This window comes from Symbiobacterium turbinis (assembly GCF_055383075.1).
Genome location: NZ_AP042433.1, coordinates 2,157,280 through 2,180,796, shown reverse-complemented (window position 1 = coordinate 2,180,796; position 23,517 = coordinate 2,157,280). Strand labels below are relative to the sequence as shown.

At 68.4% G+C, this 23,517-nt stretch carries 26 protein-coding genes; 12 read left to right on the top strand and 14 right to left on the bottom strand.

Annotated elements, in window-relative coordinates:
• Positions 1 to 14: 14 nt before the first annotated feature.
• Together ACZ45O_RS10390 and ACZ45O_RS10385 are read left to right on the top strand one after the other, a co-directional pair.
• Complete coding sequence (locus ACZ45O_RS10390) at positions 15 to 584, top strand: M48 metallopeptidase family protein (protein ID WP_464852795.1); 570 nt, start codon at positions 15 to 17, stop codon at positions 582 to 584.
• Between the two features lie 25 nt (positions 585 to 609).
• Positions 610 to 1,599 carry an ABC transporter ATP-binding protein gene (locus tag ACZ45O_RS10385; protein ID WP_464852793.1) on the top strand — a complete coding sequence of 330 codons (990 nt, stop codon included), beginning with the start codon at positions 610 to 612 and terminating at the stop codon, positions 1,597 to 1,599.
• A 57-nt stretch (positions 1,600 to 1,656) separates the two neighbouring features.
• Here ACZ45O_RS10385 and ACZ45O_RS10380 read toward each other — a convergent pair whose 3' ends face one another.
• Positions 1,657 to 2,058, bottom strand: coding sequence for a GIY-YIG nuclease family protein (locus tag ACZ45O_RS10380; protein WP_464852792.1), 402 nt, complete (start codon positions 2,056 to 2,058; stop codon positions 1,657 to 1,659).
• Positions 2,059 to 2,648: 590 nt separating this feature from the next.
• Between ACZ45O_RS10380 and ACZ45O_RS10375 the strand changes: the two genes are divergently transcribed.
• Both ACZ45O_RS10375 and ACZ45O_RS10370 read left to right on the top strand, forming a co-directional pair.
• Positions 2,649 to 3,809, top strand: coding sequence for a CapA family protein (locus ACZ45O_RS10375; protein WP_464852790.1), 1,161 nt, complete (start codon positions 2,649 to 2,651; stop codon positions 3,807 to 3,809).
• A gap of 102 nt (positions 3,810 to 3,911) precedes the next feature.
• The gene (locus tag ACZ45O_RS10370) at positions 3,912 to 4,160 is read left to right on the top strand and encodes a hypothetical protein (RefSeq protein WP_464852788.1); all 249 of its coding nucleotides are present in this window, start codon (positions 3,912 to 3,914) and stop codon (positions 4,158 to 4,160) included.
• Here ACZ45O_RS10370 and ACZ45O_RS10365 read toward each other — a convergent pair.
• The gene (locus ACZ45O_RS10365; protein WP_464852786.1) at positions 4,058 to 4,999 is read right to left on the bottom strand and encodes an arginase; all 942 of its coding nucleotides are present in this window, start codon (positions 4,997 to 4,999) and stop codon (positions 4,058 to 4,060) included. The two genes, ACZ45O_RS10370 and ACZ45O_RS10365, sit on opposite strands and share 103 nt — an antisense overlap.
• Positions 5,000 to 5,143: 144 nt before the next feature.
• Between ACZ45O_RS10365 and ACZ45O_RS10360 the strand changes: the two genes are divergently transcribed.
• Positions 5,144 to 5,395, top strand: coding sequence for a small, acid-soluble spore protein, alpha/beta type (locus ACZ45O_RS10360; RefSeq protein WP_464852784.1), 252 nt, complete (start codon positions 5,144 to 5,146; stop codon positions 5,393 to 5,395).
• 165 nt (positions 5,396 to 5,560) lie between these two features.
• Here ACZ45O_RS10360 and ACZ45O_RS10355 read toward each other — a convergent pair whose 3' ends face one another.
• From ACZ45O_RS10355 to ACZ45O_RS10335, 5 genes are all read right to left on the bottom strand, one after another.
• Positions 5,561 to 6,154 (bottom strand): DNA-3-methyladenine glycosylase I, encoded by a 594-nt coding sequence (locus ACZ45O_RS10355; protein WP_464852782.1) that lies wholly within the window; start codon positions 6,152 to 6,154, stop codon positions 5,561 to 5,563.
• 228 nt (positions 6,155 to 6,382) lie between these two features.
• On the bottom strand, positions 6,383 to 7,084 hold the full coding sequence (locus tag ACZ45O_RS10350; RefSeq protein WP_464852780.1) for an SDR family oxidoreductase: 702 nt from the start codon (positions 7,082 to 7,084) through the stop codon (positions 6,383 to 6,385).
• A gap of 228 nt (positions 7,085 to 7,312) precedes the next feature.
• Positions 7,313 to 8,146, bottom strand: a complete 834-nt coding sequence (nikC, locus tag ACZ45O_RS10345; protein WP_464852778.1) for a nickel transporter permease — start codon at positions 8,144 to 8,146, stop codon at positions 7,313 to 7,315.
• Complete coding sequence (gene nikB, locus ACZ45O_RS10340; protein ID WP_464852776.1) at positions 8,139 to 9,068, bottom strand: nickel ABC transporter permease; 930 nt, start codon at positions 9,066 to 9,068, stop codon at positions 8,139 to 8,141. The genes nikC and nikB overlap by 8 nt, the downstream gene beginning before the upstream one ends.
• A gap of 5 nt (positions 9,069 to 9,073) precedes the next feature.
• A complete protein-coding gene (locus ACZ45O_RS10335) occupies positions 9,074 to 10,627 on the bottom strand; it encodes a glutathione ABC transporter substrate-binding protein (RefSeq protein WP_464852774.1) in 1,554 nt (517 codons plus the stop codon).
• 327 nt (positions 10,628 to 10,954) lie between these two features.
• Between ACZ45O_RS10335 and ACZ45O_RS10330 the strand changes: the two genes are divergently transcribed.
• On the top strand, positions 10,955 to 12,283 hold the full coding sequence (locus ACZ45O_RS10330) for an NAD(P)/FAD-dependent oxidoreductase (RefSeq protein WP_464852773.1): 1,329 nt from the start codon (positions 10,955 to 10,957) through the stop codon (positions 12,281 to 12,283).
• 23 nt (positions 12,284 to 12,306) lie between these two features.
• Here the strand turns inward: ACZ45O_RS10330 and ACZ45O_RS10325 are convergent, their stop codons facing one another.
• From ACZ45O_RS10325 to ACZ45O_RS10315, 3 genes are all read right to left on the bottom strand, one after another.
• Complete coding sequence (locus tag ACZ45O_RS10325) at positions 12,307 to 13,482, bottom strand: DUF4097 family beta strand repeat-containing protein (RefSeq protein WP_464852772.1); 1,176 nt, start codon at positions 13,480 to 13,482, stop codon at positions 12,307 to 12,309.
• Between the two features lie 86 nt (positions 13,483 to 13,568).
• Complete coding sequence (locus ACZ45O_RS10320; RefSeq protein WP_464852770.1) at positions 13,569 to 13,829, bottom strand: YqhV family protein; 261 nt, start codon at positions 13,827 to 13,829, stop codon at positions 13,569 to 13,571.
• Positions 13,830 to 13,841: 12 nt separating this feature from the next.
• Positions 13,842 to 14,294, bottom strand: coding sequence for a DUF441 domain-containing protein (locus tag ACZ45O_RS10315; RefSeq protein ID WP_464852768.1), 453 nt, complete (start codon positions 14,292 to 14,294; stop codon positions 13,842 to 13,844).
• A 115-nt stretch (positions 14,295 to 14,409) separates the two neighbouring features.
• Between ACZ45O_RS10315 and ACZ45O_RS10310 the strand changes: the two genes are divergently transcribed.
• The 6 genes from ACZ45O_RS10310 to ACZ45O_RS10285 all read left to right on the top strand — a co-directional run bounded on the left by ACZ45O_RS10310 (position 14,410) and on the right by ACZ45O_RS10285 (position 19,613).
• Positions 14,410 to 15,795, top strand: coding sequence for an MFS transporter (locus tag ACZ45O_RS10310; protein ID WP_464852767.1), 1,386 nt, complete (start codon positions 14,410 to 14,412; stop codon positions 15,793 to 15,795).
• An 83-nt stretch (positions 15,796 to 15,878) separates the two neighbouring features.
• Entirely contained in the window at positions 15,879 to 16,706 is an 828-nt protein-coding gene (locus tag ACZ45O_RS10305) for a GNAT family N-acetyltransferase (RefSeq protein WP_464852766.1), read from the top strand.
• The gene (locus tag ACZ45O_RS10300) at positions 16,706 to 17,587 is read left to right on the top strand and encodes a PH domain-containing protein (RefSeq protein ID WP_464852765.1); all 882 of its coding nucleotides are present in this window, start codon (positions 16,706 to 16,708) and stop codon (positions 17,585 to 17,587) included. Before ACZ45O_RS10305 ends, ACZ45O_RS10300 begins: the two co-directional genes overlap by 1 nt.
• 42 nt (positions 17,588 to 17,629) lie before the next feature.
• Positions 17,630 to 18,118 (top strand): DinB family protein, encoded by a 489-nt coding sequence (locus tag ACZ45O_RS10295; protein ID WP_464852763.1) that lies wholly within the window; start codon positions 17,630 to 17,632, stop codon positions 18,116 to 18,118.
• A gap of 157 nt (positions 18,119 to 18,275) precedes the next feature.
• Complete coding sequence (comA, locus tag ACZ45O_RS10290) at positions 18,276 to 19,109, top strand: phosphosulfolactate synthase (protein ID WP_464852761.1); 834 nt, start codon at positions 18,276 to 18,278, stop codon at positions 19,107 to 19,109.
• Positions 19,110 to 19,211: 102 nt separating this feature from the next.
• Complete coding sequence (locus ACZ45O_RS10285) at positions 19,212 to 19,613, top strand: hypothetical protein (RefSeq protein ID WP_464852760.1); 402 nt, start codon at positions 19,212 to 19,214, stop codon at positions 19,611 to 19,613.
• Positions 19,614 to 19,906: 293 nt separating this feature from the next.
• Here the strand turns inward: ACZ45O_RS10285 and ACZ45O_RS10280 are convergent, their stop codons facing one another.
• From ACZ45O_RS10280 to sdhC, 4 genes are read right to left on the bottom strand one after another with little or no spacing between them, the layout of a single operon-like run.
• Positions 19,907 to 20,626: a succinate dehydrogenase/fumarate reductase iron-sulfur subunit gene (locus ACZ45O_RS10280; protein WP_464852758.1), complete on the bottom strand. Its 720-nt coding sequence runs from the start codon at positions 20,624 to 20,626 to the stop codon at positions 19,907 to 19,909.
• A gap of 20 nt (positions 20,627 to 20,646) precedes the next feature.
• Positions 20,647 to 22,368, bottom strand: a complete 1,722-nt coding sequence (locus ACZ45O_RS10275; RefSeq protein ID WP_464852756.1) for an FAD-binding protein — start codon at positions 22,366 to 22,368, stop codon at positions 20,647 to 20,649.
• A 25-nt stretch (positions 22,369 to 22,393) separates the two neighbouring features.
• Positions 22,394 to 22,729: a succinate dehydrogenase hydrophobic membrane anchor subunit gene (locus ACZ45O_RS10270; protein ID WP_464852754.1), complete on the bottom strand. Its 336-nt coding sequence runs from the start codon at positions 22,727 to 22,729 to the stop codon at positions 22,394 to 22,396.
• Between the two features lie 26 nt (positions 22,730 to 22,755).
• Entirely contained in the window at positions 22,756 to 23,178 is a 423-nt protein-coding gene (gene sdhC / locus ACZ45O_RS10265) for a succinate dehydrogenase, cytochrome b556 subunit (RefSeq protein ID WP_464852753.1), read from the bottom strand.
• Positions 23,179 to 23,517 lie beyond the last annotated feature (339 nt).

Here is a 23,517-nt window from a genome sequence, read left to right as displayed (position 1 = left end):
CAGGAGGGGTGTCCGTGCGGATCGTCTTTAAGGATAAGAAGCACTCGTCGGGCACCATCAAGGACGGCGAGATCGTGCTCTACATCTCCAGCCGGCTCTCCCGGGCGGAGCAGCTCCGGCACATCGAGGAGCTGACCCGGCGGCTGACGCCCCGCCTGGAGCGGGCGCGCCAGCTCCACCTGGTCGGCGCGGATCCGCTCATGGGGCTCACCCCCTCCCCCGTGGCGGACGACGCCGCGCTGGCCCGCTGGGCGCGGGAGATCAACGAGCGCCACTACGGCTTCGCCATGGGCCAGGTGCGGTTTCGCAAACAGGAGTCCCGCTGGGGCTCCTGCAGCGGCCGCACGCGCAACATCAATATCAGCCACCGGCTGCGGGGCGGCCCGCACGAGCTGCTGGAGTACGTGCTGATCCACGAGATCGCCCACCTGGGGGAGCTGAACCACAGCCCCCGGTTCTGGGCCCTGGTGGAGCGGGCCTGTCCTGACTGGCGGGAGCGGCGCCGGCTGCTCAGGCAGTACGGCGAGTACCTCCGCGCGCGTGAATCTGCTGCTGCATCTGAAACGTCGAAACTTGTGTGGTAACCATCCTGGAGAGGTGGCATCTGACGTGGGTGCAGTGATCGAGGTCAGTGAACTGCGCAAGGAGTTCAAGGTGGCCCGGCGCAAGGAAGGCCCGTTTGCCGCGTTGCGCACGCTCTTCTCCCGTGAGTTCGACACCCGGGTGGCCGTCGACGATGTCTCCTTCACCATCGAGCGGGGCGAGCTGGTGGGCTACATCGGGCCCAACGGCGCGGGCAAGTCGACGACCATCAAGATGCTGACCGGCATTCTGGTGCCCACAGCCGGCGAGGTGCGGGTGCGGGGGCTCGTGCCGTATCAGCGGCGGGTGGAGAACGCCCGGCAGATCGGCGTGGTCTTCGGCCAGCGGACGCAGCTCTGGTGGGACCTGCCCACCATCGAGTCGTTTGAGCTCCTCCGGCACATCTATAAGGTGCCCAGGGAGCGGTACGAGCAGAACATGGCGCTCTTCCGGGACCTGCTGGGGCTGGATGAGTTTTTGAACACCCCCGTCCGCCAGCTTTCGCTGGGGCAGCGGATGCGCGCCGACCTGGCGGCGGCCCTGCTGCACGATCCGGAGATCGTCTACCTGGATGAACCGACCATCGGCCTGGACGTGGTGGCGAAGGAGCGAATCCGGGAGTTCATCCGGACCATCAACCGCGAGCGGGGTGTGACGGTGATCCTGACCACCCACGACATGCAGGACATCGAGAAGATCTGTGCCCGCATGATCCTCATCGACCACGGCCGGGTGATCTACGACGGGCCGGTCGCGCAGATCAAGGAGCGCTTTGGCAAGCACCGGACCCTGGTGGTGGACCTGGAGCCCAACGGGTGCGAGGGGGATATCGCGGTGGAGGGGGCCGAGCTGGTGCGCCGGGAGGGCCGCCGCATCTGGCTCCGGTTCAACCGGGACGAACTCTCGGCCAGCGAGCTGATCGCCCGGGTTTCGGCCCGCTGCGCGATCAGGGACCTGACGGTGGAGGAGCCGGAGATCGAGGGCATCATTGCCCGAATTTACCAGGAAGGGATATAAAGCTGGGCCGCCGGCAGCGCTGCCGGCGGCCTTTCGGGTCTTGCTGGACGTGTTGCTTCAGTACGGGTTGCACGCCACGTTGTCGACGGCCGGGATCTGCTCCGGGGAATTGCAGGCGGGCCGGTAGTACTCGTACAGGCTGCGGAGGCATCCCTGCCGGTCGGTCTCGTTGGCAACCACGGCGTAGGAGTAGGCCACCTCATCCGTCTCGATCCGGGCCTTGGCACACGCGTTGATCCCCGCGGCCTGCGCATCGCCCTCCACGATGGTGCCCAGGTAGGCCAGCAGCATGCTGTACAGGTTCTCGGCCTGGCCCACGTAGAAGACCTCCCATTCACCGCTCTCGCGGCGGGCGTGCAGCTTGAACACACCGGGCTTCTGCGGCACATCCACAATGTCCAGGGGGTGGGCGAACCGACCGCCCTTCCAGTCAAGGCCGAGGATGGTCATCCAAGCCACGGGTCGCTCCCCTTTCAGTAGTACTAAAGTGTAGCGGTATTATGTACCATCGGTCAGTATCGTAGCACATTGGCTTCATGCCGTCCAGCGTCCGAATGGGCGGACGGGATGCCGGGGCCCCATCCCTGTCCGCCCATTCGCTCTATTCGCAGGCGCTGTGGGCAGCGATGGCTCAGGGGCGGCGGTAGCTAAGGGGCAGCGATGGCTCCGGGGCAGCGGTAGCCAAGGGGCGGTGGTGATATCTAAGGAGCGGTGATAGCGAACGGGCAGCGAAGCTGAGAGGCAGGGGTATGCAACCCCGGCCACTCGATTCCCATTTAACCGCGACGACGAATGGAAGGTATACGGTCTAATAGAACAGATGCGGGCTGCGAGAGAGGTGCGCCGGGTCTCGCCCACATGCAACCCGAACAGACCGGATGCGGCCGCGGGACACGCGCTGCTGATCTCGCCAACACGCGTTGAACGGCCCGTCCCAGGCAGTGGAAAGGAATTGCGGCAGGAAGCAAGTGTCGGGCCGCCGAAACAGGGCTAGAGCGGATGTGACCTCACGTAAAGTATTCTTATGTTTAAGATAAGGAGATATGATGGTGAAGCGTTTTCTGTTCATCCCCTTGCTGATACTCCTCCTGGCCGGCTGCACCGCACTTTCGGCCGGCCCCGACGCGCCGGTTCCCGGGCCCGCGCCCGCGGACGAAACGGGTTTGGAGGTGCCGCAGGGGAGCGGGGGCGGGGGCGCACCTGAACAGCCGGGGGAGGAACCCGGCCAACTGCCGGGAGCGGAGCCCGGGACCGGGCCGGGCGGCGCCAACGGCGGCGCCGTGGAGCAGGAGCCCCGGGAGGTGACGATCACCTTCGTCGGCGACATCATGCTGACCCGGCTGCCGGGTGAGCACCTGGCCAGAGGGGAGGATCCGTTCGCCGGCGTGGCCGACGTGCTGACCGCGGCCGACCTGACCATCGGCAACCTGGAGTGCGTTGTGTCGACGGTGGGCGAACCGGTTCCCAAGTGGTGGAATTTCCGCTGCGATCCCCAGGTGGTGCCCGTGCTGGCCCGGTACATCGATGCCGTCTCGGTGGCCAACAACCACTCCGGCGACTTCGGTAAGGAGGCCTTCGCCGAGCAGCTTCAGATCCTGAAGGAGCACGGTGTGCCCTACTTCGGGGGCGGCATGAACTTCGCCGAAGCCCACCAGCCGCTGATCCTGGAGCGGAACGGCCTGAAGATCGCCATCCTCGGCTACAACAACGTCGAGCTGCGCAGCTACGAGGCCGGGCCCGACACGCCGGGGTTGGCCTGGATCGAGCTGGACCAGCTGGCCGCGGATGTGCGGGCGGCCCGGGAGCAGGCGGACATCGTGGTGGTCTACCCGCACTGGGGCTACGACTACGCGTTCTGGCACGCGGAGGACCAGGCCGAGATCGCCCGGGTGGCCATCGACAACGGCGCCGACTTGGTGGTGGGCACGCACCCGCACGTCACCCAGCCGGTGGAAATTTACAACGACCGGCTGATCGCGTACAGCCTCGGCAACTTCGTCTTCGACGACTTTGTGGACGTGGGCCCGGAGCTGGATGAGCCGTCGCGCACCAGCTGGGTCCTGACGGTGACGATCGGGGAGGACGGGATCAAGCGCTGGGAGACCCGGGTGGCCCGGACCGACGACCGGGGCTTTCCGCAGTGGCTCGAGGGCGTGGCTTCCCCGTGCAGCGATGGCGTCCCGGAAGACGGCTACCTGTGCGCTCCCTGAGTCTGCTCGCAGAGATGAACGGGCTGCAGTCGCCTTCGCGGCGACCGCAGCCCGTTGGTCTTCGGTGGGCAGAATAGCCTCCAAGGCAAGGAGGCGATGCACGTGAGACGGAAGGAGATCCTGGCGCGGTTGCAGATGCTCCACGACCAGGTGCACCAGACCGCGGAGCGGATGGCGCACCTGCCTGAGCGGCTGCCGATGGAGATCGAGCCCCAGTCCCTCAACTACGACAGGGACCTGAGCCGCTTTCAGGGGGAGTACAACCGGCTGGTGCGGGAGGCGCAGGCCGAAGGGCTGCTGTCCGCCGCCGACCTGGAGGAATACGGGCTGCCTGAGCAGTTCGAGGGCTGACAGCGCCACGCGTCCAGCGCCGCCCGCAGCACCGCGTGGGCCAGCCGCTCGGTTACGCCGCCCGCGTCGCGGTCGGGGTGATACTCCACCACGTCCAGGGCCAGCAGGTTGCGCCCCCGCACGATGTCGGCCACCAGCGCGACGGCCTCATCCCGGCTGAAGCCGCCGGGAACGGGCGTCATGGTGCCGGGGGCCTCCGCGGGGTCCACCGAGTCAATGTCAAACGAGAGGAACAGGTTGGGCTTCAGGCCGGCGAGGAGTTCCGCGCGCCGCGCGCGGACCTCGGCGGGAGAGAGCACCTCGACCCGCGCCTCGGTGAGCAGCCGCCGCTCGCCGGGATCCAGGTCGCGGATGCCCCACAGGCGGAGCTGCTCCGGCCGGATGATCCGGGGGAGCGCCTCGGGCAGGAGGCCGGCAGCCAGGGAAAGCACCATGCCGTGCGGGTTGCCCGAGGGCGATGTGGCGATGGTGTTGAAGTCGCCGTGGGCGTCGACCCAGACCACATCGAAGTCGTGGCCCATCGCGGCGAGGGCCATGATGGTTCCAAGGGAGGTGGAGTGGTCGCCCCCGATGGTCAGCAGCAGATCGCCCGGGCGGGCGACGCGCTGCCAGTGCGCCTGCTGACGGCGGGCGGCGTCCACCACTTTCGCGATGCGCGCGGGAACGGGATCAGACTGGAGTCCGGGCGGCAAGGCCATGTCGCCGTGGTCGATCACCTGGCTGTCCAGCTGCCTGAGGTAGGCCAGCAGCCCCGACGCGCGCAGGGCTTCCGGTGCGTGTCGGACGGCGTTGCGCGGCAGCCCCAGCGTGGTGGGGAAGCCAAGCAGATGTATGGTCATCGCGTCATTCTGCCCCCAATGCTCACGAAAGTCTATTCATTTCGGTATATGCATCTGTGCATATTCGGGTTCGCCTGCTGAGATTCCTTCTCGTTCGTTTATGAAAAGCCATCTGCGCTCAAGCTAGGGGCGGGAGGGAGCGACATGCAGAAGAAAGCGAAGGCCCCGGCGGGCAAGGGCCGGCAGAAGAAGCCGAAGGAGCTGACCCCGCTGGACAGGTTGAAACTGGAGATCGCGCAGGAGCTGGGGCTGGCCGAGAAGATCGCCCGGGCCGGCTGGGCCGAACTGACCGCCGCCGAGTCAGGCAGGGTCGGTGGCATCCTGAACCGACGGCTGAAGGAGCTGAAGCTGGCCATCGGGCCGAAGGGCACCCTGATCCCCACGGCGAAATCGTAAGGGAACTGCGCCCCCTGGCGACGTGTAAAGGGAACTGTGCCCCCTGGCGACGTGTAAAGGGAACTGTGCCCCCTGGCGACGTGCAAAGGGAACTGTGCCCCCTGGCGACGTGCAAAGGGAACTGTGCCCCCTGGCGACGTGTGTCCAGGGGGATTTTCTATTGCCTCACGGGCGGGGGGCCGCTCCGGTCAGGGACCCTGCCAGTTCCGCGTGCCGGAAGCAGTCCACCAGGTGGTCGTTGACCATGCCGACGGCCTGCATGTAGGCGTAGCAGATCGTGGGGCCCACGAAGGTGAAGCCCCGCTGCCGCAGGTCGCGGCTCATCGCCACCGACTCGGGGCTGCTGGACGGGACGTCCGCCGGCGAGCGCCAGTGGTTGACCCGGGGTTCCCCGTCCACGAAACCCCAGATGTACGCGGCAAAGGTGCCAAACTCAGCCTGAACCTGGAGGAAGGCCCGGGCGTTCTGGACCGCCGCCTCAATCTTGCGCCGGTTGCGGATGATGGACGCGTCCTCCAGAAGGGCCGCGATCTCCCGGGGGCCGAAGCGGGCCACCCGCTCCGGGTCAAACCCGGCGAAGGCCCGGCGATAGCCCTCACGCCGCTGCAGGATGGTGGACCAGCTCAGGCCGGCCTGAGCGGTCTCCAGCACCAGGAACTCAAACAGGGTCCGGTCATCGCGGGCGGGCACGCCCCACTCGGCGTCGTGGTAGGCGACCAGCAGCGGGGTGGTGGCCCAGGTGCACCGGTGTCTGGTCATCGGGGACACTCCTCCCTTTCCTCATGGGTGGCGGGGTGGTCGGCGGGCACGGCCTCGTTCCCCGGCGGGACGGCTCGGGCTGTGTCGGGACCGACCATCGTCTGGAGTCGCTGGGTATATTCTCCAGGCAGAGGCGAACTCCTGCTCGCCAATGGAGAAAATTTGTTCCCTTCCCCGCCAAACCCGGCGTCCTGCACCTGCGCCGGCGCCGGTGAGCCGCCGGCCGCTCTAGTCCACGTAGATCATCTTCCGCGTCATGCCCCCGTCCAGCACCAGCTGCTGCCCGGTCATGAACCCCGACCGGGCCGGGTCGGCCAGGAAGAGCGCCGCCTGGGCGACGTCCTCGGGCCGCCCCACCCGCCCCACCGGGTGTTGGGCGGGATCTTCCGGCCGGAGTTCCTCGCCGTCGACGTCGATCCAGCCCGGCAGGATGGCGTTCACCCGCACCGCGGGCCCCAGCGTGATCGCCAGGGCGTGGGTGAGGGCCAGGATGCCGCCCTTGCTGGCAGAGTAGGCCTCGGTGTTGGGCTCGGACATGAGGGCGCGGGTGGAGGCGATGTTGATGATCGCCCCCTGGCCGGCCGCGCGGAGGAGGGGCGCGGCGAACCGGGACATGAGGTAGGTTCCCCGTAAGTTGACTGCGATCACCCGGTCGAAGAGGGCCACCGGGGTGGATTCCAGGTCGCCGAACTCCGAGATGCCGGCGTTGTTCACCAGCACGTGCAGCACGGGGCCCACGTGATCCAAGAAGCGCCGCACCTGCCCCTCGTCCGACACGTCGCAGCGGTGCATTTCGACGCCCTCCACGGGCGACGGATCCACGTCGGCCCCCAGCACCCGGGCCCCTTCAGCGGCGAAGGCCCGGGCGATGGCCCGGCCGATGCCACGGGCTGCGCCGGTCACGGCGACGACCCTTCCATCAAAGCGCATGGACATCTTTCCTTTCCTGACACAGATACCCGGGGGCCTGCCCTGCCAGCTTCGTGGCCGCGGGCTCTTTCCGGCCGGCGGTGCAGGAGGAGCGCCCCGGGCGACGAACTCCCGTACCATTCGACGTAGCGCCCAGCAGTGTTGACGCGCAGCGGAGCGCGGTCAGGGCAGAATTCGGCGGGGCTGCCCCGGGTTCACCGGTGGACAGCCCCGCTCGACATATCTGGCCTATCGTTCGTTCTTCGCCTTCGGATCAAAGTAGTCCCGGAGCCCGTCGCCCAGCAGGTTCACCGAGAGCACCGCCAGCATCACGAAGAGGCCGGGGAAGACCCCCAGCCACCAGGCCTCCGGCAGGTACTGCCGGCCCGAGGCGAGCATCTCGCCCCAGTCCGACGTGGGCGGCTGGGTGCCGAGGCCCAGGAAGGAGAGCGAGGCCGTGGTGAGGATCGCCGAGCCCACCGACAGCGTCGCCTGCACCAGCAGGGGGCTCAGGATGTTGGGCAGCAGGTGGCGCAGCAGCACGCGCCCGTGCGTGGCGCCGGCCGCCTGCGCGGCCACCACGTAGTCCCGCTCCCGCAAGGTGAGCACCTGCCCCCGCACCAGCCGGGCGTAGCCTGGCAGCGAGACCACCGCCACGGCCAGCATGGCGTTGAGCAGGCCGGGGCCCAGGGTGCCCACGATGGCCAGGGCCAGGAAGATCATCGGGAAGGCCAGCAGTACGTCCAGGAGCCGCATCAGGACCTGGTCCCACCGGCCGCCCATGTAGCCGGCCACCAGGCCGATCAGGGTGCCGGCGCTGGCGCCGATGACCACCGGCACGATGCCCGCCACCAGGCTCACCCGGCCGCCGTAGAGCGTGCGGGAGAGCAGGTCGCGGCCGAACTCGTCGGTGCCGAAGGGGTGCTCGGCGGAGGGCGGCTGCAGGCGAATCTTCCAGTCCTGCAGGTTCGGGTCGTGGGGGGCCAGGTAGGGAGCCAACAGGGCCGAGAGCACGAGCAGGAGGAAAACCGCCAGCCCGGCCACGGCCAGCCGGTTGCGCGCGAAGCGCCGCCAACTAGTCATAGCGTATCCGCGGGTCCAGCCCCGCGTACCCCAAGTCGACGATCAGGTTCACCAGGCTGAAGACCACCGCCACGAACAGGATGGACCCCTGGATCAGCGGCAGGTCCCGCCCCTTGATGGCGTCCACCGTCAGCCGGCCGAGGCCGGGCAGGCTGAAGACCGACTCCACCACCACGGCGCCGCCCAGCAGGCTGCCGAACTCCAGCCCCAGGGTGGTGAGCACCGGGATGAAGGCGTTGCGCAGGGCGTGGCGGAACACCACCATCCGCTCTGCCACGCCCTTGGCGCGGGCCGTGCGGATGTAGTCCTCCCGCAGGGCCTCGATGAGCGATGAGCGGGTCATGCGGGCGATGAAGGCGATGGAGGCCAGCGCCACCGTGGCCGCCGGCAGCACCATGTGCCGCCAGGTGCCGGTGCCCGAGGGGGGCAGGAGCCGGAGCTCCAGGGCGAAGAGCTGCATCAGCATGATGCCCACCCAGAAGGTGGGCATGCTGACCCCCAGCAGGGCGATGAGCATGACCAGGTGGTCGGCCCACCGGTTCCGCCGGACCGCCCCGACGACGCCCAGCGGAATGCCCACCACCGCGGCCACGGTGAGGGAGATCACCGTGAGCCGCAGGGTGGTGGGAAAGCGGGCCGCGATCTCGCCGGCCACCGGCCGGTCGCCCCGGAACGTGCGGCCCAGGTCGCCCCGCACCGCGTTGCCCAGGAAGTCCAGGTACTGCTCATACCAGGGGCGGTCGAGCCCCAGCTGGTGCCGCAGCTGCTCGATGTCTTCCACCGAGAGCCCCTGCGCCTCCTGGCCCAGAATCGCGCGGGTCGGGTCGCCGGGGGTCAGGTAGAAGAGGAGGAAGACCAGCAGGGTCACCCCCAGCAGCACGGGCAGCACCAGCAGGAGCCGGCGTGCCGCATAGCGCAGCATGGGCGCTACTTCACCTCGGCCTGGCGCAGATCGAGGTTGATGGCGGCGAAGGGGAAGACCTCGCCCTGCAGGCGGTCATTCTTGGCGTAGGAGGAGAGCGGGTAGTACAGGTTCAGGTAGGGCAGGTCCGCCATCACCTGCTCCTGAATCTGCCGGTAGAGCGCCTGCCGCTGGGCGTCGTCCGGGGTCAGGCGGGCCTCCTCCAGCCACTGGTCCACCTGCGGGTTGGCGTAGAAGGCCTTGTTGTCGGCCCCGTGCTGCTGCGAGTGCAGCAGGGCCCACAGGGTGTAGTCGGCGTCCATGGTGACGGTGCCCCAGGAGGAGAGCCACAGCCCGTGGTCGTCCTGCGCGATGGCCTCCGCGAACGCGCCGTAGTCGGTGACGACCACCTCAAGGTCGATGCCGATCTGGCTGAGCTGCGCCTGAATCGCCTGGGCGATCTGCTGGGTCTCCGCCCCCTCGAAGGTGTTCAGGGTCAGCTTCAGCGGGGTGGTCACGCCGGCCTCGGCCAGGAGGGCCTTCGCGCCTTCGGGGTCGTACTCCGGACCATTCAGGTTCTCGACCGAGCCGAAGACGGTGGGGGGCACCAGGGAGTTGCCGAACTGGGCCATGCCCTGCCGCAGGGTGTCGACGATGCCCTGCCGGTCGATGGCCATGGCGATGGCCTGCCGCACCTCAGGCGTGGCGAGCGGGCCCTCCTTCATGTTGAAGCCCAGGAACATGGAGCCCCAGCCCAGGAACTTGGTGGCCGAGAGCTGCGGGTCGCTCTCGATCTCGTCGAAGCGCTCGGGCTGCACGCCGGTGATCAGGTCGACGGTGCCGGCCTTCAGTTCGGTGAGCTGGGTGCCGGCCTCGGGGATCACCCGCAGGACGACCCGCTCCAGCCTGGGCTTGCCGCCCCAGTAATCGGGGTTGGCCTTCAGGGTCACGGAGTCGCCGGCCTTCCAGTCCTCCAGGAGGAAGGGGCCGGTGCCCGCGGGCTCCTTGGCGAGGTCGCCGGCCGCCGCCGTCGGGCTCACGATGGCGGTGACGGGGTGCGAGAGGTGGGCCAGGAGCGGGGTGAAGGGCACCTCGGTGCGGATGTGCACGGTGTGGTCATCGACCACGGTGATCTCCTCGATCATGTTGACGATGAACGCACCGGGGCCCTTGGTCTCGGGGTCGGCCAGCCGCTCCAGGCTGAACTTGACCGCCTCAGCATTGAACGGGGTGCCGTCGCTGAACTTGACGCCCTCCCGGAGCTTGAACTCCCAGGTCGTCTCGTCCACGGGGGTCCACTCGGTGGCGAGCCGCGGCTGCAGGGAGCCGTCGGCCGCGCGGTAGAGCAGCGTCTCGTAGATCTGGTTGGTCACGGTGAAGACGTACCCGTTGAAGCTCTTGTGGGGGTCGAGGGTGGTGGGGTCGCCGCTGTGGGCGATGGTGATCACCTGCTCAGGCGCCGCCGTCTGCCCGCCGTTCTGCTGGTTCTGATTCTGGTTCTGATTGTTGGCGCCGCCGCCGCAGGCGGAGAGCACGGCCAGGCTGAGCGCCAGCAGGAGCGGAAGCACTCTCTTCTTCAACGTCATGGCACCTCGCTTGCGTTCCGGGTTTTGGGATCTCAGGCGGCCGATTCCCGATAGCCTGATCGGGTAACTCGGGAATGCAGCCACCCATCAGTGGGTTATTATGCCGTAGAACCCGGCAAATTTCTATACCCAAATATCCGCTGCAACCATTTGGACAGCGATACGGCGCGCGTTCCCCGACGGCTACCTCTCAGTTTCTCCGTGGCGCGCCCATCTTCTGCGCCCCGGTCCCGCATGCGGCCCTGATCAACTGAACACCGCAAATAAGCTGCGGTGGTTTATAATATCTTCATACTAATCTGGCTGCAGGGAGGCGGGGCCGTGGGCTACCGGGAGAAGAGCTTCTGGCTGGAGACGGCCGGGGAGTACCAGGAGCGGCCGCCCCTGGAGGGCGAGCATACGGCGGATGTCTGCATCGTCGGCGGCGGCTTCACCGGCGTTTCGGCCGCGCTCCACTTAAAGGAAAAGGCACCCGGCCTGCGGGCGCTGGTGCTGGAGTCTGAGGTCGTGGGTTTCGGCGCCAGCGGCCGCAACGCGGGGTTCAGCATGACGCTGTTCGGCCTTGCGCCGGAGGTGACCCTGTGGCGGTTCGGCGCGGCCCGGCTCAGGGAGGCGGACGAGTACATGGTGCGGGCGGTGGACCTGGTCCGGCGCAGGGTGGCCGAGCACCAGATCGACTGCGACTACGAGGAGAACGGCCTCCTCACCGTGGCGACAAATCCGGCCCAGCGGCGCCGGCTGCTCCGGGAGATGGAACTGGCCCGCAGGGCCGGCCTCCACGAGACCGAGTGGCTGGAGGCCGACGAGGTGCGGGCGCAGGTGAACTCGCCGCTGTTCTGCGGCGGCCGGCTGGACCGGCATTGCGCGCTGCTGAACCCGGCCAAGCTGGTGCGGGGGCTCGCCCGGGCGGCTCAGCAGGCCGGGGCCGAGATCTACGAGCGGTCGCCGGTCTTGGAGGTCGTGCCCGGCCCCCGGGTGCGGGTCCGCACCCCCGGCGGCGCGGTCGCCGCCGAGAAGGTCATCTTCGCCACCAACGCCTACTCGGCCCGGCTCCGACCCCTGCGCAGCAGGCAGCTGCCCGTCCACACGTACATCGTCCTCACCGAGCCCCTCTCGCCGGAGCAGATCGCCGCCATCGGCTGGCAGCGGCGGCAGGGACTCGAGGACGGCCGGAACCTCATCCACTACTTCCGGCTCACCCGCGACAACCGGCTGCTCATGGGCGGCCACGACGCGCTCTACTACTGGGGCAGCCAGGACGGCCGCGACCGGAACACAGCCGTGCAGCAGCGCCTGCAGGAAGCCGTGAAGCGGATCTTCCCGGCGCTCGCGGGGATCCGCTTCACACACCACTGGGGCGGGCCGATCTCCGCGACCCTGGATCTGGCGCCGCTGATCGGCCGGGTCGGCCCCAACATGCTCTTCAGCGTGGGCTGCATGGGCCACGGCGTCTCGCTCGCCAACCTGAACGGGGCGACCCTGGCCGACCTGGCCCTCGGGCGGCAGACGGACCTGACCGACGTCTTCTTCGTGGACCGGCGGGCCGTGCCGGCGCCGCCGGAGCCGCTGCGCTTCGCCGTGGCCGGGACCCTGCTCACCGGGATGCGGCTGCAGGACCGCTGGCACGAGCGGGGTGCGCGGGGCCGTTGACCCTCTGGCGGGGCGGCGGAAACCTAGTGCGTACTTACATGAATGGAGCCGGTGCTGGCCTCCAGCCTGACTGGGTGGGTGCCGGCGCCGAGGGTGCGCGAGGCCGTGCGGGCCGGTCCCGGCCTGTCGCTCGCGCCCAGGCCGGTGATCGAGCCCGAGCGGGTGGTGGCGGTGATGGTGACGTCGGACTCATCGGGCAGCGAGAGGGTCACGGAGCCCGCGCCCGTGCGCATGACGATGGGCCCCTGCGGGGGCTCCTCCACCCGGGCGTGGATGGAGCCGGTGCGGGTCTCGGCGGTGAGGCCGGGGCCCAGGTGCTCCTCCACCGTGATGACGCCGGTGCCGCTGCGGATCGTCAGGTCGCCGGCCACCGCCTTCGCGGTGACGGGTCCGGCGTTGGTGGCGGCCGTGACAGCGCCGGTGAAGCGGGCGATATGAACGCTGCCTGAGCCGGTCTCGGCCTTCAGGGTGCCGGCGCTGTCCTCCACGACGATGCCGCCGGCGTTGGTGCTGAGCTCCAGGTCGCCGTCGTAGTTCTCGACGTTGATGGAACCCACGCCCGAGCGCACGTGCACAGCAAGCCCGGCCGGGGCGTAGATCCGGTAGCCGGCCTGCAGCGTGCCGAGGCTGAGCCCCATGGGCGGGTTCTCCGCCGGCGCCCGGCCGATGACCCGGATCGTTTCGCCGCCCTCAACGGTGAGATCGAACTCGCCTGCGAGCCCGGCCCAGGCGGGCGGCACCACGCCGAGGAACCCGTACTCGGCCTCCACCCGCACTTCAGGAGCGTCGTGCGCGGTGAGGTGCACCCGCCCCACGTCGACGTTGACGGTGAGGGCCCGGGCGCCCGCCGCCGGCACCGACCGGACCGCCGTCTCGGGCGGCACGTTGCTGGGCTGCCCGCCGCCGGGGCCGAACCCGGAGAACGCGCTGACCACCGATGCCAGGGCGAGGGCGCCGCCCAGGAGTAGGGCGCCGCCGGCCTCAAACCGCACGGGCCGGCCTTCGCCAGCCCGGTCCAGCAGCGCGGTGATCAGGAACTCCAGGCCGAAGCCAACCAGGAACAGAGGCCAGAGCCGCAGGAGCAGGTTCGTGTAAACGGGGCCTGCGGCCCCCAGGTTATCTACGAGAAGGGCAGAGCCGACGGCCACGAAGCCGATGGCCACGGTGATGCGGCCGACCCTGCGGGGCTGTGTGTTCATGCGGGGAATCCTCCTTCGCGTGCGTCTCAGCCCGGACCGTTCACCCGGTTTGACGTCGCCCGCGGGCGGATTCCTTCACCGACTCCTCACCGCGTCCCCCAGACCACCAGCGCGATGCCCAGAAGCACCACCAGCACGCGGCCGGGCTGCAGCCGGCCGAGGCTGGCGGCCAGCCCCAGCGCGCTGACGGTGATGAAGATGGCGGGCCCTACCAGCCCCAGTAGCGAGTTGAGCCGGAGCATCGCCCTGGGGTCGGCCATGCGGAGCAGCATCAGCGCGGCGAAGACCTCGATGCAGGCCGAGAGCATCCGGGCCAGCCGCATCCCCCAGATGAGCCTTTCTTCCACCTCCGCGCCCCCTCAGTGCCAGCGCACCAGCGCCAGCAGGATGGCGGTGAAGCCCGCGGCCGCCAAGGGCCCGACCGGGATGCCCTTGAAAAGCACGACGCCCAAAATCGTGCCCACCACCATGCCGACGATGATCTCGGGCTTCACCTGCAGCAGGGTCACGCCGTAGCCGCTGAGCACCGCGGCGATGATGCCGCCCAGAATGGCCGCCAGCCCGCTCCACGACGTGAAGGATTGCCGGATCTCGGCCCAGCCTACCTCGCCGGTGGCAAAGGGCACGAGGACGGCGATCAGGAGAAAGATCAGCCCCGCCTCGAGGCCGCGCCGCTCCAGCAGCGGGAAGAAGCGGTCGAGGCCCAGGACGCGCATGATGAGCACGACGCCCGCCGAGGTGACGATGAGCGAGTTGCGCGCCGCCACCCCCAGGGCCATCAGGCTGAGGAGGATTACCCGATCGCCCGGCATGGACATCCCTCCCGTTGCGATTCTATCGACCGCCCGGGCCAAAAATGCCTGGGGGGTGTCACACGCAGGCGGTTCGGGGACGCTAAGCCTGAACGGCACAGGGAGGGATTTTGCGGTGGGGCAGTCGAACGCGCCGGCGGGGCCGAACCGCCCGCAGCAGAGCGTGCCAGCCGGGCCGAACCGCTGGCTCCAGCTGGCGGCGCTCTGCACCGTTCCGCTGATCATGGTTCTGGGCAACTCCATGCTCATCCCGGTGCTGCCCGACATGGGCAGGGTGATGGGCCTCAGCAAGGCGACCACGGGGCTGGCGGTCACCGCTTTCTCGCTTTCGGCGGGTATCGCCATCGCCGTGGCCGGCTTCCTGGCCGACCGGTACGGGCGGAAGCTGGTGGTGGTGCCCAGCCTCATCATCTACGGGATCGGGGGCGTCGTCTCCGGCCTGGCCGGCTGGTTGCTCGGGCCGGGCGGGTTTGCGGTGGTGATGGCCGGCCGGGTGATCCAGGGCATCGGCGCGGCCGGAACGGCCCCGGTGGCCATGGCCTTCGTCGGCGATCTGTTCCGGGGCGGCAGCCGGGTGACGGCCCTGGGAATCTTCGAGGCCTCCAACGGCCTGGGGAAGGTCATCTCGCCGATCATCGGGGCGCTGATCGGCCAGGTCTTCGTCTGGTGGGCTGTCTTCTTCGCCTACGCCGTCCTCGCCATCCCCTTCGCCCTCGCAGTCTGGTTTCTGACCCGGGAGCCGGGGCGGGAGAAGGCGCCGCCGGCCCGGGAGTACTTCAGGCAGGTGCTCGGCATCTTCCGGCGGAAGGGGGTGCCCCTGGTGGCATGCTTCTGGGCGGGCACCGTGGCCCTGTTCGTCCTCTTCGGCGTCCTCTTCTTCCTGTCGGAGCACCTGGAGACCGTGCACGGCATCGACGGCGTGCCCAAGGGCGTTCGCATCATGTGGCCGGTGCTGGCCATGTCGGTCACGTCCTTCTCGGCCGGCCTCTACCTGCAGAATCACGAGGCCCTGCTGAAGCCGGCGGTGGTCACCGGGCTGATCATGGGCATCGCCGGAACGGTGCTCATCGCCTTTATCCAGGTGGACTGGGCCTTCTACACCGGCCTGGTCGTTGCCGGCATCGGCACCGGCCTGCAGCTGCCGGGCCTCAACAACCTGATCACCTCGGCAGCGCGGTCGGAGCAGCGGGCGATGATCACCTCGGTGTACGGCGCCGTGCGCTTCATCGGCGTGGCCTTCGGCCCGCCGCTTTACGGCGCGCTGATGCGGGGCGGCGAGGCCCTGCCCTTCTGGTTCTCCGCCGGCATGCTGGCCTCATCGCTGGCGGCGACGCTCATCCTCATCCGGCCGGACCGGCTGATCGAGGAGGAGGGTGAGGCGGGGGCTGCCGGGCGCGGCCCCGACCGGCGGGAGGGGGGCGGCGGCCGGACCGGGGCGACGATTCCGGCCTGGGAGCCGCCGGCTGACGTGCCGCTGGGAACCCGCGCACCCCTGCACTGATCCGCAGTTGGTCCGGGCTACCAGGGAACCGGGCGGCGGAGGGCGAATTGCTTACGGAAAGTGCCAACCGTGGGGGGAGCCGCATGGACGTCGCCCTTCTGGCCGAACTCTGGGAGGAGAACCAGGAGCACCTGAAGCAGCACCTGGGGGAGTCGACCTCTGAGCAGTTCGGCGCCCGCTGGGTCCTCATGCCCTCCGCGCCCTACCCGCGCTTCAATCACGTCGGCTGCATCCGTGTGGGCGGCGACCAGGTGGACGACCTGGTCGCCGCGGCCCGCGCCTTCTTCCAGGAGCACGGCCTGCCCCAGGTGGCCTTCCTGATCACCCCGGCCACCCGGCCCGCCGATCTGGCCGATCGCCTGCTGCAACAGGGCTACCGCATGGAGACGGTGCCGGTGATGGTCTGGGACGGCACGCCGCTGCCCGCCCCGCAGAGTCCGGACCTGCGGGTGGTGCGCCTGCTGCCTGGCCAGTACGAGCTGTTCTGGCAGGTGATGCGCCAGGTCTTCTTTCCGGGCACCGACGGCGACTACCTGGCAGCCGGCCGGAAGGGCGTGGAGGTGGCCGACGCCCTGGGGGCCTGGCACTACGTGGCCTTCCTGGGGCAGCAGCCGGTGGGGGGAGGCACCCTCTACCCGCGCGGGAAGATGGGCGGCATCTATAACCTCTGCACGCTTCCGGCGTTTCAGCGCCGGGGCGTGGCCACCGCGGTGGTGCGGTCGTGCATCGCCGACGCGCTGGCGCTGGGCTGCGACCACGTGGGGCTGACGCCCACGGCCATGGGCCGCAGGCTCTACCTGCGCCTGGGCTTCCGGGATGTGTACCTGGAGCGCTACCTCTTTCAGCGTCTTGCGCCTCCCTGGTCCCGGAGCCGTCGGCAGCCGATGTCAACTCACGAAGAGGCAGGATGATGATGATGGAGCACGAGACGTTCTACCCGCCCCGCCCCGCACGCTCGCACGGCCTGAAAGGGATCAACTTCGTCACCCTGGCGGCGCTGCTGCTGGCCGTTCTGGCGGTGGGCAGCAGCATGCTGTCGGCCATGAACATGCAGTACCAGGTGACCCCAGATGCCCTGCGGATCCGCAGCGGCTTCAGCACGGAGGAGATCGCGCTGGACGCGGTCACCGCGGTCTGGAGGCCAGAGACGCTCTCCGGCGCCGTGCGCAAGTTCGGCACGGCCACGTCGAACCTGCGCACCGGGCGCTGGAGCTTCAGGGAGACCGGGGATATCACGCTCTTCGCGACCCGGCTGGACACGCTGGTGGTCATTGACGCCGGCGGCCGCCGCTACGGCGTGACCCCTGAGGACCCCGAGGCGTTCATCGCCGCGCTGGAGGCGCGGGCGCCGGCCACCTTCGAGCCCCTGGGCGGCACGGGACGGGCCTCCGCCTCCATGCTGATCCCGATTCTGGTGGTCGTGGTCGCCGCGGTGGTGACGCTGTATGCCACGGGTATCGCGGGCGGCTTTCCGCAGAAGCTGCGCTATGAGCTGGGGCCCGAGGGGCTGGCGATCCGCACCGGTTTCCGGCCGGTGCACGTCGCCTATTCCGAGGTGGAGCGGGTGGAGGTGGCCTCGCCGAGCGGCTACCCGATCCGGCTGTACGGCACCGCGGTGGGCAGCCTGCTCTGGGGCCGCTTCCGCTGGCCGGCCGCGGGACCCAACCTTCATCTTTACTGCACGAGAATGAAGCCGCTTGTCCTGCTGCACCTGCGGGATGGCCGGACGATCGGCATCACGCCGGAGGAGGATGAGCGGTTCGTGGCGGAGTTCAAGAGGCGCATGCGGTGACGGCGTTCTGCGTCGTCGCCTTGATGGGGGGAGTGGTTCGGGATGCAGGGGCGCGTGGAACTGCTGGGGCTGATGCGGGAGTTTGGCTGGAACCGGGAGGCCTGGTTCGTGCCGCTGGAGCAGGCGCTGCAGGGGCTGACGGCCAGGGAGGCGGCCTGGCAGCCGCCGGGCGGTGGGAACACGATCTGGCAGACCCTGAACCATCTCAACTACTGGAATGCGTTCATGCTGGGCCGCATCACGGGCGTTCCGGCGGACGGGCCGCCTGTGGCGAACGACGCGACCTTCGGCCCTGCAGGCGATCCGAACGACGAGGAAGGGTGGCGGGCCGCCGTCGCCAGGGCGCGGCAGGTGGCCGAGGACCTGCAGGCTGCCGTTGCGAACCTGTCTGAGGCGGACCTGGACCGGCCGCTCAAGGACATCGGTTCGGTGGCGGCGTCGCTGACCGCGTGGGCGATGCACGACGCCTACCACACGGGGCAGATCGTCCTGATCCGCAGGATGCAGGGCTCCTGGCCGCCAGGGCGGTAGCGCCGGCCCCGCGGCGGTCCGCCGCCCGCTGCGTGTCCGCACCCGGCCCGGGCCGCTGCCTGCTGCATACTCACACCCGGTCCGCCTTGCACATACCCTGCACTGGATCAGGCCGGCTGCCGGCGCGGCCGTATCGTGCAGGGAGAGGAGGCCGCATGTGAGTCGGGAGGTGCGCGCGTACGCGGGCGTGATCCGTCCCCCGCTGCAGGAGCGGGCGCGGAAGCCCCGGAGCACGGGGCAGACCATGGTCATCGACAAGGGGCTGGGCCTCAGCCAGACCCGCGCCCTGCTGGAGCTGGCAGGTGAGTACATCGACTTCATCAAGCTGGGTTTCGGCACGGCCGCCCTCTACCCGGAGCGGCTCCTCCGGGAGAAGGTGGCCCTCATTCGCGGCCGGGGCGTGGAACCCTATCCCGGCGGGACGTTTTTCGAGGTGGCCGTGCTCCAGGGCCGGCTGGAAGCCTTCCTGGTGGCCACGTGGGAGCTGGGCTTCCGCACGGTGGAGGTGAGCGACGGCACCATCGACCTCTGCCCCCGGGAGCGGGAGCAGGCGATTCGCACGGCCCGGGCCCTCGGCTTCACCGTGATCACCGAGGTGGGGAAGAAAGACGGCGCCCGGGAGCTGGACCCCGCCGCGGCCCGGGCTCAGGTCGAGGCGGACCTGGCAGCGGGGGCCGCCAAGGTCATCCTGGAGGGGCGCGAGTCGGGGAAGGGCGCCGGCGTCTACGACGGCGAGGGCCGGCTGAGGCCGGGGATCTTGGAAGAACTGGTCGCTGGACTGCCGGATCCCGGCGCGGTCATGTGGGAGGCGCCGCTGAAGGCGCAGCAGCAGGAGCTGATCGCCCGCTTCGGACCCAACGTGAACCTGGGGAACGTCGCCCCGGATGAGGTGATCGCCCTGGAGGCGCTGCGCTGCGGGTTGCGGGGCGACACCCTGCGGCTGGCGCTGGAGGGTGCGCAGACCGGCGGGGCAGGTGGCGCAGCCGACTGATTACCGGGTTTCGGAGGATCGGGCTGCACTGGGACTTCATTTCGGCGGCGGGGCCGGCCGGCAGGATGGCGGGACCCACGCCCCCTCTGGGAGATGGATGCTGTGGGCGAATATACACCTGAAGACTTGCACGAGGCGCTGCGACCGATCGTTTCGCTCATCAGCAAGTCGGAGAAAGCGCAGCAGAAGCTGAAGCCGGGATCCTGGCAGGACACGATGCTGCGTGACAACCTCAAAGCGCTCCGCCTTGCGGTTGCGCTCATGATCAGGGAGACCGAGGACGCACGTGAAGGCATGCAGGGGGTTCCCGTGCAAGACCTGAACCAGCTTACACGGGACGATTTGCAGGACGCCCTCCGCGCACTGGCATCGATGATCGGCAAGGCCGAGAAGGCGCAGGCGGGGTTCGCCCCCGGAACCGCGCAACACAGCCTGCAGCGCAACCGGCTCCGGGCCCTGCGCATCGCGGAGAGGCTCGTACGTATGGAAATGGACGGGGGATGAATCCTCGAACCTGTTGATCAACACAAGCACCGCCGGCCGGCGCCGGCGGTGCTGTTGTAGTCAGGAGGGCTGCGTGGGGTCCGCGAGGGGAGCGCGCGACAAGGACCGCCAGCAAGTCGCCGGCGGTCCTCACCTATTTTCGCACGACACACTACCGACCGTTCACCGCGCAATACTTGCTTCACCGCTCACTGCTCACGACCCACAGCCAACTGCCAACGGGGCAGCGGTGGGCCTGGTTCCTGGCCCTCTGCCGGGCGCTTGTGCGCGGCGTCGCGGGCGGTGTAGACGTGTTACTTGATCAGGCCCAGCTTGTAAGCCATCGCGGCCTTCTTCAGTTCCTGAATCGACTCGGTGGGGTTCAGATGCTTGGGGCAGGCCTCGACGCAGTTGAAGACGGTATGGCAGCGGAACACGCCGTACTCGTTGGCGACGATCTCCAGCCGCTCCCGGTCCCCCTTGTCGCGGCTGTCCCGGAAGAACCGGGCTGCCCAGACCAGGGCGTGGGGCCCCAGGTACTCCTCGTTGGTGACGCCGCTGGGGCACGAGGCGAAGCAGGAACCGCAGAGGATGCAGTCGATCTCCATGTTGTACCGGGCCCGATCCTCCGGGCTCTGCAGCCGCTCACGCTCGGGCGCCGGGTCGTCGTTGATCAGCCAGGGCTTCACCCGGGCGTAGTTCTCCCAGAACTTGGTCTGGTCCACCACCAGGTCCTTGATCACCCGCATGTGGGGCAGGGGTGAGACCGTGACCGTGTCGCCCTCGAGGGCGTCCTTCACCTGCACCTTGCAGGCCAGCGCGTACCGGCCCGAGATGTACATGGCGCAGGAGCCGCAGATCGCCTCGCGGCAGCTGTAACGGAAGGCCAGCGAGGGGTCCTTCTTCTCGAAGACCCAGAGCAGGGCTTCGAGCACGGTCATGCCCTCGCGGTAGTCCACCGTCCAGGTCTGATAGTGATGCTGCGCATCCTTTTCAGGGTCATAGCGGAAGACCCGCAGCTTGAACTCTTTCATGACTCTTGTCACACCCCCCTCTAGTACTTCCGCGCCTGCGGCTGGTAGCGGGTGATGGTGACCGGGCTGTAATCCAGCCGCACGCCCTCCGGCGAGTAGTAGGCCAGGGTGTGCTTCAGGAAGTTTTCGTCGTCGCGCTCGGGGTAGTCGCGCCGGGCATGCGAGCCGCGGCTCTCCTTCCGGGCGAGCGCCCCCGCCGCGATGGCCTCGGCCACGTCGATCATGCCGGCCAGCTCGTAGGCCCGAATCAGCTCCATGTTGTAGACGCGGCCTGTGTTCCGCACCTTCACGTTGCGGTAGCGCTGCCGCAGCTCCCGCACCTTCTCCAGACCGGCCTTCATCGACTCTTCCTCGCGGAAGATGCCGATGTTGTTGAACATGTTCTCCTGCAGCTCGACCCGCAGGACGGCCTCGCTCTCGGTGCCCGGGGCGTCGAACAGCTCCCGGAACCGCTTCTCCACCTTGGCCTGCGCCTCAGCGAGCGCGGCATCGACGGAGCCCTTCACCGGCTCGTCCTGCACGAACTGGGCCATGTGGTTGCCGGCCAGCTTGCCCCAGACGATGGTGTCCAGGAGCGAGTTGCCGCCCAGCCGGTTGGCGCCGTGCACGCTGACGCAGCAGCACTCGCCGGCAGCGTAGAGCCCCTTCAGCCGGGAGGCGCCGTGGATGTTGACGTCGATGCCGCCCATGGTGTAGTGCTGGCTGGGCTGCACGGGGATGGGATCGTAGACCGGGTCGATGCCGGCGAAGTTCTTACAGATCTCCCGCACCTCAGGCAGCCGCTCGTTGATCTTGGCCTCGCCCAGGTGGCGCAGGTCGAGGTGGACGTAGCCGCCTCCGGGGCCGCCTTGGTTGAAGCCGCGACCCTCCAGGATCTCGGTGAGGATCGAGCGGGCGACGATGTCGCGGGGGCCCAGCTCCATCGCCTTCGGCGCGTACTTGGACATGAACCGCTCGCCCTGGTTGTTGATCAGGTAGCCGCCCTCACCCCGGCAGCCCTCGGTCATGAGGATGTTGGTTCCCCAGAGGCCGGTGGGATGGAACTGGATGAACTCCATGTCCTTCAGCGGCACCCCGGCCCAGAAGGCGATGGCCATGCCCAGGCCGGTGTTGAGGAGATTGTTGGTGGAGTGCGCGTAGATCTTCCCGGCCCCGCCCGTGGCAAACAGCAGGGCGTCGGCCTGCACGGTGCCGACCTCGCCGCTGACGATGTCCATCACGACGGCGCCCACGGCCCGGCCGTCCTGCACCGCGAGCGAGAGCACCAGGTACTCCTGGTAGATCTTGATGCCCCGCTTCAGCACCTGCTGGTACAGGGTGTGCAGCAGGGCGTGGCCGGTCTTGTCGGCCGCGAAACAGGTGCGGGGGAAGCCGGCGCCGCCGAAGGGCCGCTGGGCGATGGTGCCGTCGGGGTTGCGGGAGTACGGGCAGCCCCAGTGCTCCGTCTCGACGATCACGTTCACCGCTTCCTTCGCCAGCATCTCCGCGGCGTCCTGGTCGGCCAGGTAGTCGGAGCCCTTGATCGTGTCAAAGGCGTGCTTCTCCCAATTGTCGTCCTTCCCGTCGGGGTGGTTGGCCAGCGAGCCGTTGATGCCGCCCGCGGCAGCCACCGAATGCGACCGGACCGGAGGCAACTGGGAGATGATCGCCACATCTTCAACGCCGCCGTCGTGGACCGCGATGGCCGCCCGCAGACCGGCCAGGCCACCGCCGACGATGGCGACGCGATGTCTCATTTTCATAACAGGTACACCTCCCGGTGCGTCACTACTGGGTCAGAAACGCTTTCAGGGCCAGGGACCCGTAGCCGACGGCGACGATGCCCACGAGCGTCAGGATCCACCCGACGGCCTTGCCGGCGCGCGGCCAGTAGTCCAGCACGACGTTGCGGATGCCGTTGAGGCCGTGGTACAGGCCCAGGACGAGCAGCCCCACGTCCACCAGCATGTAGAGCGCCGACTGGAGCCGCACCTGGCTGTCGGCGAAGGTAATCACGGCAGTGGGGTCCACGAAGTGCATGATGCCAAAATGAATCGCCACCAGCACCACCAACAGAATGGCGGTGATGCGGTGGAAGATCCAAGCCCACAGGCTTCCTTTCACCTGAATCACCTCCTACCAGGCGCCGCTTACCGGGCCCACGGGTACGCCAGGAAGCGCATCACGAAGAAGTAGCTTCCAACGGCGATGATGATTGCCGAGATCACGAAGACCGTCCAGAAGCCGCGCTTGTGTTCGCGTACGCCCCAACCCAGGTCGAGGAGGATCAGCCGGATGCCGTTGATGCCGTGGAAGGTAAGCGCCAGGAACAGGAGCCACTCGCCGACGACCCAGAGTTTCGCGGCCATGCTGGCCATCTGACTGGTGAAGCCCTCCGCGCCGCCCCGCACTACCGAGGTAATCTCCCAGATGTGCAGCAGGAGGAACACGGAAATCGCAATGCCGCTGATCCGATGAAGGACGAACGACCACATGCCGGTGCGGAAGTACCGCGGGTTCAGGTCCCCGTAGTTGCGCACGGGCCGGTTCGACGCGGAATCAACCTTCGCCATGCTCTCACCCCTTTCGAGAATCTCAACTTCAATGGAACCCGGTCGCAGGCCGGGTTGCAATTGGTTGCAAGGCATATAGCCATGAAATGATCATTACGGCTACATGGTCGACTTTCGTACCGAGTTCGGACCCGACACTAACGACTACCCGAATGAACCATTGAGGCAATTTATAGTTATAATTTGATGATCGCACGACTCAACCAAATCCATTGTGTGATATTAGTCACAAGGACCTGGGTCTTTGCATTCGTGCAGTTAACAGGCAAGTGTGGCGACTGGACGTCCATCTTGCAGCGCATAAGGCAGGCCACGTGCCACCACGGGACAACGGCATGC